Source organism: Sorangium sp. So ce367, from assembly GCF_051520455.1.
Classification (GTDB): Bacteria; Myxococcota_A; Polyangia; order Polyangiales; family Polyangiaceae; genus Sorangium; species Sorangium cellulosum_B.
This window is the reverse complement of the sequence record NZ_CP150334.1, coordinates 4,279,588-4,292,604: the sequence shown is the minus strand read 5'-3', so window position 1 is coordinate 4,292,604 and position 13,017 is coordinate 4,279,588. Positions and strand designations below refer to the sequence as shown.

Annotated in this window: 8 protein-coding genes; 5 read left to right on the top strand and 3 right to left on the bottom strand. The window is 72.9% G+C overall.

The features are described 5' to 3' along the window. Positions 1-26: 26 nt before the first annotated feature. Positions 27-2,243, bottom strand: a complete 2,217-nt coding sequence (locus WME97_RS16385; RefSeq protein WP_437552845.1) for a sodium-translocating pyrophosphatase — start codon at positions 2,241-2,243, stop codon at positions 27-29. A 173-nt stretch (positions 2,244-2,416) separates the two neighbouring features. Next, a complete protein-coding gene (locus WME97_RS16380; RefSeq protein ID WP_437552844.1) occupies positions 2,417-4,045 on the bottom strand; it encodes a TolC family protein in 1,629 nt (542 codons plus the stop codon). Between the two features lie 438 nt (positions 4,046-4,483). On the opposite strand from WME97_RS16380, the gene WME97_RS16375 reads away from it, so the two are divergent. The 5 genes from WME97_RS16375 (at position 4,484) to WME97_RS16355 (ending at position 11,769) form a co-directional block, all read left to right on the top strand. Next, the gene (locus tag WME97_RS16375) at positions 4,484-6,304 is read left to right on the top strand and encodes a c-type cytochrome (protein WP_437552843.1); all 1,821 of its coding nucleotides are present in this window, start codon (positions 4,484-4,486) and stop codon (positions 6,302-6,304) included. Between the two features lie 98 nt (positions 6,305-6,402). After that, positions 6,403-8,610: a hypothetical protein gene (locus tag WME97_RS16370; protein ID WP_437552842.1), complete on the top strand. Its 2,208-nt coding sequence runs from the start codon at positions 6,403-6,405 to the stop codon at positions 8,608-8,610. Between the two features lie 100 nt (positions 8,611-8,710). Next, positions 8,711-10,324 (top strand): aldehyde dehydrogenase family protein, encoded by a 1,614-nt coding sequence (locus WME97_RS16365; protein ID WP_437552841.1) that lies wholly within the window; start codon positions 8,711-8,713, stop codon positions 10,322-10,324. 24 nt (positions 10,325-10,348) lie between these two features. Then, positions 10,349-11,125 (top strand): 5'/3'-nucleotidase SurE, encoded by a 777-nt coding sequence (gene surE, locus WME97_RS16360; protein ID WP_437552840.1) that lies wholly within the window; start codon positions 10,349-10,351, stop codon positions 11,123-11,125. Between the two features lie 41 nt (positions 11,126-11,166). Next, on the top strand, positions 11,167-11,769 hold the full coding sequence (locus tag WME97_RS16355) for an adenine phosphoribosyltransferase (protein WP_437552839.1): 603 nt from the start codon (positions 11,167-11,169) through the stop codon (positions 11,767-11,769). 4 nt (positions 11,770-11,773) lie between these two features. Here WME97_RS16355 and WME97_RS16350 read toward each other — a convergent pair whose 3' ends face one another. Then, complete coding sequence (locus WME97_RS16350) at positions 11,774-12,988, bottom strand: hypothetical protein (protein ID WP_437552838.1); 1,215 nt, start codon at positions 12,986-12,988, stop codon at positions 11,774-11,776. Positions 12,989-13,017 lie beyond the last annotated feature (29 nt).

Sequence of the window (13,017 nt, the reverse complement as noted above, 5' to 3'; positions counted from 1 at the left end):
AAATCCCGCTGGGTGAAGAACCGTCATCAGATGAAGAACGGCAAGAACACGATGATCACGGCGGGTAGCATCTTGATGAGCACGTGGATCGCGGGGCCGGCCACGTCCTTGAGCGGATCGCCGATCGTGTCGCCGACGACGGCGGCACCATAGGTGGGGTTGTCCGCCCGCGCCCCCGTCTCGTCGACAAGGTAGCGCCCACCGTGCGCGCCGGTCGCGATGTACTGCCTCGCATTGTCCCAGATCGCCCCGGTATTCCCCAAGAAGAGCGACCCGAGGACGCCTGCGACCGTCCCGGCCATGATCAAGGCCGCGACTGAATCGGCCGCGACCAGAGGATTATCTTCCGTCCTTGCAAAGCGCAAGGCAAGTCCCACGACGACGGGCACCACCGCGGAGACGAGGGCTGGCGCGATCATATGGCGCAGCGCGGCCCGAGAGACCATCTCGACGCAGGGCTCGTGGTCGCCGACGAAGCCCGGCGGGCGGGCGCGGGCCTGGCGCCTCACCTCGTCGAGGACGCGTCGGCCAGCCTGGAGGACGTTGCGAATGCAGCGGCCGGCCAGCCAGAAGACAAGGAGGATCCCGACCAGGGCGCCGAGATAGACCTCGGGCCGGTCGAGGCGCAGGACCATCGCGGTCGTCTCGCCGCGGATCGGCGCGCTCGACGCCAACGCGCGGCGCCGGGACTCATCGAGGTAGCCGGCGACGAGCAGCAGCGAGGCGAGCGCGGCCACGCCCGCCGTGTACGCCTTCGTGAGCGCCTTGGTCGTGTTGCCGACGGCATCGAGCACGAGGGTGCGGCCACGCACGTCCGGCCGCTCGCGGGCGACGGTCACGGCGACGATGCCGCCCGCGTTGTCCACGATGGGGCCGAACGCATCCATGGCGAGGACGTACCCCGCGGTGCCCAGCATCCCCATCGTCGCGACCGCGGTGCCGAACAGGCCCCCCCCGGCAAGCCCGGAGCGGGCGCCGAGCAGGTAGGAGCCGAAGGTGGCGCCGACGACGACCAGGAGCGGGAGCACCGAGCTCTCGAGGCCGATGGCGAGCCCGCGCAAGACCGCCATCGCGGAGCCGCTGCGGGCCGCCTCGGCGAGCTCGCGCACCGGGCGGTGCCGCTGCTCGGTGTAGTACTGCGTGACGTGCAGCACGCCGATACCGGTGACGATGCCGATCACGCCGCAGGCGAAGAAGATGACCCAGTGGGCGCCGAGCAGCCACTTGGCGGCCCCGGCGATGCCGACGGCGTGGAGGGTAGCCGTGACGTAGAGCCCCCGCACGAGGGCGTTGAAGGCGTCCTCGCGGTCGTCGGTCTTGACGACCATCACGCCGAAGAGCGTCGCGATGAGGCCGAACGCGCGGCTGACGAGCGGGAAGAGCACGACGGCGAGGGCGCTCGGGAGCCCGGCGTTGTTGCGGAAGAGCATCGCGCCCACCACCATGGCGCCCGCGTTCTCGGCGACGGTGGAGGCGAAGACGCCGGCCGCGCGCCCGGCGCAGTCGCCGACAGTATCACCCGCCAGGTCGACGATCGTGGCCGGGTTCTGGAGGTCGTCCTCATCGAGCCCGACCTCGGCGCCGGCGAGGTCCGCGCCGAGGTCGGCCGCCTTGGAGAAGGTGCCGCCGCCGAGCTGCGCCATCAGGGCGGCGAAGGAGGCGCCGAGCGGGTAACCGGCGATGACCCAGGGGATGGTCGGGGCGAGCGCCAGCGCCTCGGCCGGCTCGGCGCCGAAGCCGCCACGGAACGCGAGGACCGCGGCGAACAGGCCGCCGAGGCCGAGCAGGCTCATGCTCGCGACGAAGAGCCCCGACACGGCGCCGCCGCGGAGGGCGATCTGCAGGGCGAGATCGAGCGAGCGGCGGGCGCCGCTCGCGGCGCGTACGCTGGTGCGGGGCGCGATCCAGGCGGCGACGCGGCCGGTCGCGACCGCGCTGGCGGCCCCGACCGCGAACGAGAGCGTCAACCAGACACCGAGCTCCAGCGCTGGCACCGGGTTGTTCTCGCCGGCGCGCCGGAGGAGGCCGTAAGCGAGGAAGATGGCGCCTCCGAGCATCGCGGAGACCGCGCCGATCACGCTGCTCTGGCGGCGAAAGTACGCCTCCGCGACCCCCTGGATGATCGCGGCGACGCGCTGCATCTCGGGCTCGACCGCGGGGCGTGCGACGACCCAGCGAGCGAGGTAAGCCGCAAAGGCGAGCCCGAGCAGGCCGCCGCTGAGGATGAGCGCAAGCTCCGTCATGACGGGCGGACCGGGCGCGCACCGTGGACGCGCTGCCTCGGTCGGTGAGGGATGATGCGGGTGGTTGCCGTGGTGTCGACAACGGCGCCGCAGGAACCCGCGGTGCAGCGGCGCACGCCTTCCCTACTCCGGCCAGGAGGGCCGCGCAAGCGAAGAAGACGCGCGCGGCGAGCTCATTTCAGGTCCTTCACGTCGCGTCCGACCACGTGGTCCAGCCGGGTCTTGGCGACGAGCGCGCCGACACGCGCGTTGAGCTGCTGGAGCCGCGCGCGCGTCACCTCGCCCTCGGCGTCGACCACGTCGACGCTCGTGGCCCGCCCTGCCCGGAACAGCTCGGATCGGACGCGCATCGACTCCGCGGCCGCCGCGAGCTGGCGCTCCGCTGACTCGATGCTGCTCGCGGTCTTGCTCAGCTCGGAATACGCGGAGGCCACCTCGAGGCGGAGGGCGTCGCGCAGCGCGGCCTTCTGCTCCGCGATCTGCGTGGTGCGGGCGTTCGCCTCGGCGGACGCGCCCGCGGTGGTGAAGATGTCGTTGACGACCCACGTGGCGCGGACGCCGGCGGACCATGTCAGAGCGAACTTATCCTGCGTCGGGAAGACACGCTGGTTGGGGTTCGCGTAGGTGAGATCGGCGAACCCATCCACGCGCGGAAAGTAGCCGGCCCTCGTGACCGCCTCGGCCTTCTCGAGCGAGTACTGCGTCTCGTCGAGCGCGCGGATCTCGAGGCGCTTCTGGAGCGCCTCCTGGACCAGCGCCGGGAGCGCCTCGGCGGGCGGCTTCGCGGGCGCGCTGCCCATCACGTCGATCCCCAGCGTGAGCGGCCTGTCCTGTGCGGCGCCGAGCGCGATCCGGATCTGGTCATCCGCGACCAGGAGCGCGGCTTGCGCTTCGTTGAGCACCTGCTCCGCGCCGGCCACCTGAGCCTCGAGCCGGAGCACGTCGGCGCGTGAGAGCAGACCCACCTCGAAGGTGCGGCGCGCGTCCTCGACGTGCGCCTTCGCCTGAGACACCGCCTCACCTGCGACGACGACCTGCCCCCTCACGCGGACCCAGTTGAAGAAGGCGACCTTCGCGTCGGCCGCGGCCTGAAGGGTCTCCGCCTGGAGCTCGAGCTTCTTCGCGCTCTCCGCGTGGGACGCAGCCGCATATCCCTGGGAGATGCGGAACACGTAGTCCGAGATGGGGACGGCGAGATTCGCCGCGAGCGAAATGCTGTTGAGGGGCGCCGGAAAGGACAGCGAGGCTGCCCCCACCGGCTGACCGCCGCTGTCGACGACACACTGCCCTTGCACGCCAGGCGGACACGGACCGACCTGGATCAGCCCCGTGTTCTGCGCGCCGACCACGCCCCCGAGCCCTGCGCTCTCGACCTCCGACAGACGCGTGTACGTCGCCGTCAGGGTCACCCGCGGAAAGAAATTGACCATCGCCTGGTCGACCTTCGCAGCCGCCGCGCGGAGATCGGCCTGCTTGGCGCGGAGCGACGCGCGCGTCCGCAGCGCAGCCTTCGCGACGTCGTCCGGCGTCAGCCCTCCCGGCTGCGGCGCGAGCGCCGTGGCGAGCGGATCGGCCTTCGGCGCCGCCGGCTGGGCCGCAGCGACAGGAGCGCCCGGGGGCTGCGGTTGGCCCGCGGCAGGAGGCGCCGGGGCGGGCGGCGGGGTGACCGGCTGCGGAGCCGCCGGTCGGGGAGCGGCCGGCTGCCCCGCGGCCGGTGAGGCGATGAGCCCGAGGGCGAGCAGCCCGGCGAGCGTCGAAGCCAGCGAGATGCTGCGTCGAGACGAGGGTGCGGTGCTTTTCATGACCGGTCGGTCACTTATGGGCGGCGAGAGCACCCGTCAAGTCACAGGCGATCCCCCGCATCGCGTCTCGGCGATGGCTCGCCTCGCGGTCCGGCGAAGGTGACCGGGCAGCCCGCGCTCTCGGCCCACGGGATGCTTGCGCCCCAAGGCCCACGTCATACGCAGACCGCGCCACACACCGTCCGGGGCCACGCCGGGCCCGATGGTCTGGTGGGCTCGTCATGCCGTGCCGCAATGGGCCACGACAGCAGGGACGGCGTCACCGATGCGCATCACGGGACTCTCGCCGGACGCGCCCCCCAACCCCGCTCACGCGCGTTGTGGACGGCAGGAATACGTCGCTCTCTCCGCGGCAACACGTATTGCCGCGCGCGATCGGATGGAAGAACATCGAATGAAGTGGCCGCCATCTTGCTTGGCGGCGGACCGGAGGCCCTCATGCATAGACTGCTTGCGTCGCGCCGCAGCTTCTCCCCGTTCCTCGCCATCCTTGTCATCGCATCACCCTTTGCCGCCTGCGCTCCGTGGGAGCTCGGTGAGGACGACACCCCCGACATCGGCGATCCTGGGAGCGTCGCGGTCGCGGCGGAGCCGCCGCCCGCCATCAGCGGCGGAACGCTCGCCGTGAGCAAGAGCGCCCTCCGGGCGGTGGCCGCGGATCCGGATCGCGACCGGGTCTGGATCGTCGATCTCCAGGCGCAGCAGCTGACCGCGGAGATCGCCCTGCAGAAGGGCGACGAGCCGGGCAGGGTCGTCGAGGACAACGCGGGTCGCTTCCACGTCGCGCTCCGCCGCGGCGGCGCGATCGTGACCGTCGACGCGGAGAGCGGGACGATCGTCGACCGTCGCGACGTGTGCCCGGCCCCGCGGGGGGTCGCCTACGATGCGCAGACCGACGCGCTCCATGTCGCGTGCCTCGGCGGCGAGCTCGTCACGCTCCCGGCCGGTCCCGGAGCGGCGACGCGCCGCCTGAAGCTCGATCGCGATCTGCGCGACGTGATCGTGGACGGGGACCGGCTCCTGGTCAGCAAGTTCCGGTCTGCCGAGCTGCTCACCATCGGGGCGGACGGCATCGTCATGGAGCAAAAGAAGCTCCCGAAGTTCAACCTGTTCGGGCAGGAGTTCGCGCCGACCGTCGCCTGGCGAACGATCAAGCTGCCGACAGGCGGTGTCGCGATGGTCCACCAGCGCGCCTTGATCGCGCCCGTCGAGATCGTGGAGGGGGGCTACAGCTCCGGCGGATGCGATGGGAGCGTCGTCCACACCACGGTCTCGGAGGTCGGCACGCCCGACTCCGACGGCCAGCCGAACCTGGCCGCTGCCCTCCCCTCCGCGACCCTGCCGGTCGATGTCGCGGTGTCCGATGACGGTCTCTCGTATGCGGTCGTCGCGGCAGGCAGGAGCGAGATCCTCATGACCAGCCGCGCGAACTTGAACCTGACGGCTGATGCCTTCGAAGGAACCTGCGTCGAGGCGGAGCAGCGCGTGGTCGTGGAAGGCGAGCCCACGGCCGTCGCGTTCGCCGGCGGCTCCGTGGTGGTGCAGACCCGCGAGCCGGCGGGCATCCAGGTCCTCGGGGCTCCCAACACCGCCGGCACCCGCGTCGCCAAGGTCATCACGCTCCCCGGGGAGAGCCGGAGGGACACCGGCCACGAGATGTTCCACCGGAACGCTGCCGGCCCGATGGCGTGCGCGTCATGCCATCCGGAGGGAGGCGACGACAGCCATACCTGGCACTTCAACCCCATCGGAGCGCGGCGCACCCAGTTCGTCAGCGGCGGGATCCTCAACACGGCCCCGTTCCACTGGGACGGCGATATGTCGGGTATCGAGGCCATCATGGACGAGGTCTTCGAGCGGCGCATGGGCGGCATGCACCAGGGACCGCGCCGGGTGAAGGTCTTCGCCCGGTGGATCGACAGCCTCCCCGCTCCGCCGGCGTCGTCGGCGCCCGACGCAGAGGCCGTCGCGCGCGGGGAGACCCTCTTCCACGACAAGGCCGTCGACTGCGCGAGCTGCCACGCGGGCGCTCAGCTCACGACCAACGACTCGTTCGACGTCGGCACGGGCAAGCCCTTCCAGGTGCCGTCGCTGGTCCGCATCGGCGCGCGCGCGCCGTTCATGCACGACGGATGCGCGCCGACGCTGAAGGACCGGTTCACCAACCCCGCCTGCGGCGGCGGCGACCGGCACGGCAAGACGTCCCAGCTCTCGGACGCCCAGATCGACGATCTTGTCGCCTACCTCGAGACCCTCTGACCCCTCCCGGCGGGATTTTCCGCCGGTGAGCCCGCCCGATCGCGCCCCTTCACCGCGAATGATGTAACGAGCGCCGAGCCGCGATATGCTGGCGCGGCGTGAACGTCGCCGAAAAAGTCGCCACCCTCGAAGCGCTCCTCCACCGGGTGCAGCGGAACGCCGCTGCGCCCCGCACCCGGGCGCAGCTCGCGGCCTCCGCCGAGCTCGTCCCGCATCGCGGCGAGGCGCCCGGCGCCATCGCCAACGACACGGCGGGCGCGGCCTCGCCCGACCCCAGGTTCAGCTCGACGGAAACGTCGCCGGCGAACGAAGCACGGCCGGCCGCGAGCGCGATCGCCGCGGGCGGACCGTCTGCGCCGCGCTCCCTCGAGCCCGCCCTGGACGACGTCGGTGGCATCGACGCCTTCAGCCCGGCGGCCGCGCAGGCCTCGCAGACCGCGGCGGCCAGCGCCGCGAAGCAGCCAGCAGCGGCCGCGAAGGCACCGCAGCAATCTCCGGCGAAGACGCCGCAACAGCCCCCGGTGAAGACGCCCGCGGCGGCCACGCCCGCAGCGAGCGGGGTCAAGGCCGCGGCCGTCAAGCCGGCCGCGGCGACGCAGGCGCGCACCCCTGCGCCGCCTCCCAGCTCCCCCGGGAAGCCGGCCGCCAGGCCCGCCGCCTCGATCGATTTCCCGCGGGCTGACGCCGGCCCCCCCGCCGGTGCTCAGGAGACCTTCCGTCCTCCCGCGGAGGCGGCCGAGCTGAAGCCGAGAGAGGCAGCCAGGACCGCGGCCAAGGTCACCGCGCCTGCGGCCAGGTCAGCTGCCCTGGGCAAGGACGCGCCCGCTGCAGGCGCGGCGGTGCCCCCGGCCCGGGGCTCCAGCCCGCGCGCAGAGACGAAGCCGTTCTTCCCCCACGAGGACGTCGCTGCGCGGCCGAAGGTGGCGGAGAGCGACAGCGAGCTCTCGTTCGCAGGGCTCCTCCCCGACGAGCCGGAACCCGGCCAGAGGCCCGCTGCAGCGCTGAAGCTCCCGGCCGAGCGCAGGGCGGCGCCGGATGCCGAGGCGCGCGCGGAGCGCAGATCCCTGCCCGACCGCGCGGAGGTACACGCCACGGCCGCGTCGGCCGCCGCGGACGACGCCTCCACGCTCGAGGTGGTCACTGCCCGTGGGCCGTCCTCTTCTGGTGAGCCGGTCACCCCCAAGGCGCCGGATCCGATCGCCGCCGCCACGCGGCGCGCGATGGGGGAGCCTTCCACCGAGCGAGAGTTCAGCCGCGAGATGGTCGACGACGAGCCGACCGTGATCCGCGGCATGCTCGAGGACGAGCCCACCGTCATTCGTTCTCGCCCCGAGGGCCTCGAAGACGAGGAGACGGCGGTCCGTTCCGCGCGGTCCGAAGCTCAGGCTATCGCGCGCTCGGTCGCGGAAGAGACCGGCAATGCGTCGCCCGGAGCGCTGTCCAGAGACGCGAGCGACGAAGCGGATCGCAGGTCCAGGCCGAAGGCGGCCGACCGCGACCTTCTGCCGAAGGTCATCACCAAGGACCCGCCCCTCCCGGCCGACAAGGACGTGAAGCCTTCCGACCACGTCACGACGCGGCCGGCCGCGGACGCCGGCATCACCGTGCGACCGCCGCCGCGCCCGCGCTCCCGCGTGGGCATCGTGATCGCCGCCGTGGCGCTCCTCGTGGGCGGCGCAGCGGTCGCGTACCGGCTCAGCATGTCTGACTCCGAGCCCGCGCCCCTCCCCAACGTCGCCCCCGACACGTCTGCGGGAGCGACCCAGGGCGCGACAGCGCAGCCGCCGACCACCGAGCCGACGCCCACCGCCGCGCCCACCGAGACGGCGCCCGCTGCACCGTCCGCGGCCGAGACCGCGACGCCGGCAGCGAGCGCTGCGCCCGAAGCGAGCGCTGCGCCCGAGGCGAGCGCTGCGCCGGCCGCAGGCAAGGCCGAGGATCTGCCGCCGAACCGGGGCCACCTGACGGTCAATTCGCCAGAGCGCGCGTCGGTGTATGTGAACGGCTCGCTCGCCGGAAGCACCGGAGAGACGCTCGACGTGCCTTGCGGGACGCGTTACGTGCGGCTTGGCAAGCTGACGACGGAGAAGACGTCGACCCCCGCGTGGCTCTCCGCCGGCCAGGCGGTCATCGTCGGTTGCCGCAAGCAAACGGTCGTGTCGATCACGCCCGCCGCGGCGAGCCCGACGCCCGACCGGCCCACGAAGCGGAAAGGCAGCCCCGCCGGCACCGCTACCCCGGACGGTGAGGGCGCTGCGCCCGCGCCCGCTGAAGAGACCGCGCCTGCACCTGATCCCGCTCCGTAGAAACCCGCGCCCCCGGCCCGTCCGGTCGGGGCCTGCTCCCTCGGGGCCGCCACATGCCCCATGCAGAGGGGCAGGAGCGCGGTGCTAGGCTCCGCGCCCGATGGATTCCGAGACGACTCCCCTTCCCCACGAGGCCGGCGCCGCAGCTGGCGACGCGGCGTCGTCGGCGTCCGTCAGGGAAGCGAGCTCCGGTCCCTTCCCGCTGCGCAGCCCGGCAGGGGGAGCGCCCCTCGACGACGTGGCGGAGACAGAGCTCAGCGACCTCGCGACGATCGTCGCCAGAGCGCGGGCGGCGCAGATCGCCTGGGCGGAGGTCCCGATCAGGGAGCGCGCCGAGCTCATCGCGCGCGTCAAGAAGCGCCTGCTCGCGCGGGCCGAGGAGATCGCGACGCTCGTGCACCGCGAGTGCGGCAAGCCGATCGAGGAGGCCGCGCTCGCCGAAGTGCTCCCGAACGCGGATCTCATCGACTACTGGACTCGGTCCATCGAGGAGCTCCTCGACGACTCCACCGTCGCGCTCGATCCGCTCGCCTACCCCGGCAAGGTCGGGCGCATCCAGAGGGATCCGCGCGGCGTCGTCGCGCTCATCACGCCCTGGAACTACCCTGTCGCGATCCCGCTGCGCACGATCGTGCCGGCGCTGCTCGCGGGCAACGCCGTCGTCCTCAAGCCGAGCGAGGTCACGCCGCGCTCCGGCGCGCTCGTCGCGTCGCTGTTCGACGGGCTGCTCCCGGACGGCGTCCTCGCCGTCGCGCAGGGCGGCGGCGACGTCGGCGCCGCGCTCGCCGGGGCCGGCGTCGATCTCGTCGTCTTCACGGGCAGCGTCGCGACCGGCAAGAAGATCGCCGTCGCGTGCGCCGAGCGCCTCATCCCGGCGTCCCTGGAGCTCGGCGGGAAGGACAGCGCCATCGTCCTCGGCGACTGCGATCTGGAGCGCGCCGCGCGCGGCGTCCTCTGGGGCGCCTTCACGAACGCCGGACAGAACTGCGCCTCCATCGAGCGCGTCTACGTCGAGCAGGCGATCGCGGACCGCTTCGTCGCGCGCGTCGTCGCGCTCACGGGGCAGCTCCGGGCCGGCATCGACGTCGGCGTGATGACGACGGCGCGGCAGGCGGAGATCGTAAGGCATCAGCTCGAGGCGGCCGTCGAGGGCGGGGCAGAGATCCTCGCCGGCGGCGCGCCGGAAGAGGGCTCGCTCGCCTTCCCACCGACGGTCCTCAGGGTGGAGCGCGAGGACACGCCGCTGCTCCGGGAGGAGACCTTCGGCCCCGTGCTTCCCATCCTCGTGGTGAAGGACGCCGAGGAGGCGATCGCGCGCACCAACGCGTCCCGCTTCGCGCTCACGACAAGCCTCTGGACCCGCGGCTACGAGCGGGCCCACGCGCTCGCGCGGCGGCTGCGCTCCGGCGTGGTGACGATCAACAACCACGGCTTCACGGGCGCGCTCCCGGCCGCGCCGTGGACGGGGGCGGGAGACAGCGGCTACGGCGTCACGAGCAGCCCACACGCGCTCGCGGAGCTCACGCGGCCGCGCTTCTTGCTCGAGGACCGCAGCAGGGCGAAGAGCGAGCTGTGGTGGTACCCTTATACGCCCGCGCTCCGGACGGTCGCCTTCGCGATGGCGCGGGCGCGCGGTGGAGCCGGATGGTTCGGCCGCGTCAGCGCCCTCGTCGAGCTCGTCGCCGCGCTCGCGAGGCGCATGCTCGGTCGCTGATCCAGAGACCCATCGAGCGAACGCATGCGCCCTCTGATCCTCCTTTCCAACGATGACGGCTACTCAGCCCCGGGTCTGACCGCGGTGCGGGACGAGCTCGCCCGGCACGCCGACGTGGTGGTGTGCGCCCCCGCGGTCAACCAGAGCGCGACGAGCCACTCCCTGAGCCTGCACCGCGTCCTCCGGCTGCTGGAGGCTGCGCCCGGCGTGTTCGCGGTCGACGGGACGCCCGCCGACTGCATCTACGTCGCCCTTCACGCCGGCACGCGCGTGCTGCCGCGGCGCCCCGATCTGGTCGTGTCGGGCATGAACCACGGGCTCAACCTGGGCGCCGACATCTTTTACTCGGGCACCGTGGCCGCCGCGCGCGAAGGAGCGCTCCGCGGCGTCCCCTCGATCGCGCTCTCCGCCGATGCAGGCGCGTCGCTCCCTGCCGCAGCGGCGCTCGGCGTCAAGCTCGCCCTCGCCCTCCACCGCGCCGCCGGGAAGGAGGGCCGCCGGCCAGCGCCGCTGCTCAACGTCAACATCCCTGCGGGCAGCAGCTGGCCCGTGCGGGCCACGCGCATGGGCGCGCGCCTGTACACCGAAGAGGTGATCTTCCGCCGGGATCCGCGCGGGCATGAGTACCTCTGGATCGGCGGCGCGGGCGTGCGCCACGACCTCGTCCCCGGCTCGGACACCGAGGCCTACGACGCAGGGGCCGTCAGCGTCACGCCGCTGACCCTCGACCTCTTCGCCGCGCAGCACGAGGGCATCGCAGGCCTCCTCGCCGCGGAGCTCAACGACGGCCAGGTCACCTGACGTAGCTCGCGTCGCGACGCGTGGAGCGCTTTCCGGCTCGAATGTGCTCGCCTACGCTCGGCGTCATGTTCAACCACGACGCCCTGCCCTCCGAGCACGCGCTCCGTTATCTGAAGGCGCACCTCCGGAACGTCCCGGATTTTCCGAAGCCCGGGATCCTCTTCAAGGACATCACGCCGCTCCTCGCGGATCCGCGGGCGCTCCACATCACGCTGGATCTCCTGGCCCAGCGCTTCGTGGGCGAGCACGTCGACGTCGTGGTCGGCGTCGAGTCCCGGGGCTTCATCTTCGGCGGCGCGCTGTCGGCCAGGCTCAACGCCAGCTTCGTGCCCGTGCGCAAGCCAGGCAAGCTCCCGGCCGCGACCGATCGCGTGGCGTACGCGCTCGAATACGGCAAGGCAGAGCTCGAGATGCACAAGGGCTCGATCAGGCCGGGGGCCAGGGTCCTCATCGTGGACGACCTGCTCGCGACCGGCGGCACGGCCGCGGCCGCGGCCGAGCTCGCGCGCAAGCAGGGCGGCGAGGTGGCCGGCTTCGCCTTCGTCGTCGAGCTCGATTTCCTCGGCGGTCGTGCGCTCCTCACGGAGCGCGCCGGCGACGCGGCGCGGGTCTTCTCGATCGTGCACTTCGCCGCGGGCGAGTGAGCGTTCACTCCTGGCCCACGCCGACCTGCAGCTTGCGCGCGACGGTGCGGCTCGCGGTCGTCGCCCGGGTCGGCCCGCCGACGGGGAACGTGATGACGACCGCGCCTGTCCCGCCCTTGGTGATGCCCCCGCCGTGCGCCCCCACCAGCTTGCCCAGGCTCGCGGCATCGAGCGAGGCGCCTGCGCCGCGCAAGGCGTCGATCGGCCCCACCCCTGGCAGCCCGGCGAGCGCCCCTCGATCGACCGCCGACATCTCGGCGAAGAGGCCGGACGCATAGACGAGCGCCGTCGCCGCCGCGGCCGGATCCGAGCCGCGGAACCAGGCGCCGGCGTCGTGGTAGGGCAGGTGCGCGCAGCGCGCGTACAGGGCGCCGAGCGCCGCGGCAGACGCGTCGGCCATGCGATCGCCGAGCGCGACGAAGCGCGCCCGGTGCGCGGGATCGAAGTATGCCCGCGCGTATCCGCCGGAGAAACGCGCGGTGATCGCGCGCCACGACGGAGAGCGCCTTGCCTCCTCCGCATCGAACCCGGGGACGATCTCCACGACCCCGTCGGTGATCGCGGCGAGCTCGGCGTCGGCGCCCGACGTCAGCTTGCCCTGCGCGATGAGCGCGCCGAGCCCCACGGACTCGGCGGTCAGGGCTGCTGGCTCCCCGGCGCCGGAGGCGACCTCCGCTGCAGCGGCGCCGCGCGGCATCGCCAGCCAGAGCTCGGCGACCCAGCCCGCGAGCTCGAAGGGCCCCATGGAAGCGCCGGCGTAGATCCGCTTGCGGGCGGCCTCGCAGGTGCGCGCGTTCCGCGCCGCGTCCTCGCCAGACGTCGTCTCCGGCTCTGTCGGCGAGGCGGCCGGGGCCTCCCGCGATCGGAGCATGCGCGACGCGAAGAGCGCGACGACGACCACCAGCGCGAGCGCGCCGACGGGGATCACGAGGTGCCGCGCTGGCCGGACCCGGGCGGCCGGCGCAGGCGGCGCGAGCGAGCTCACCGCGCGGTGCGCCTGAGCGAGCCGCCGCGCGATGTCGGACGCCTTACGCGTGCGCAGCTCTTGTGGCAGAAGCGGCCACTGCTCGACCAGCTGCTCCAGATCGATCGCCACGGGCGCACCGCGCCCGCGCAGCGCGATCTGGCGCCCCTGCACGCTCACCGAGCCCGATGTTCCAAACAGGCCCAGGGCCTCCTGTACAGCCGCCTCGATCTCCCGCGCGCTGGGGTCGTCCACGATCGCAGGGTAGCCGGATTCGCCGCCGG

Coding starts and splice junctions, on each gene's coding strand:
- WME97_RS16380 (WP_437552844.1), bottom strand. CDS start 4,045: ATGAAAAGCACCGCACCCTCGTCTCGACGCAGCATCTCGCTGGCTTCG.
- WME97_RS16355 (WP_437552839.1), top strand. CDS start 11,167: ATGTGCTCGCCTACGCTCGGCGTCATGTTCAACCACGACGCCCTGCCC.
- WME97_RS16385 (WP_437552845.1), bottom strand. CDS start 2,243: ATGACGGAGCTTGCGCTCATCCTCAGCGGCGGCCTGCTCGGGCTCGCC.
- WME97_RS16365 (WP_437552841.1), top strand. CDS start 8,711: ATGGATTCCGAGACGACTCCCCTTCCCCACGAGGCCGGCGCCGCAGCT.
- surE (WP_437552840.1), top strand. CDS start 10,349: ATGCGCCCTCTGATCCTCCTTTCCAACGATGACGGCTACTCAGCCCCG.
- WME97_RS16375 (WP_437552843.1), top strand. CDS start 4,484: ATGCATAGACTGCTTGCGTCGCGCCGCAGCTTCTCCCCGTTCCTCGCC.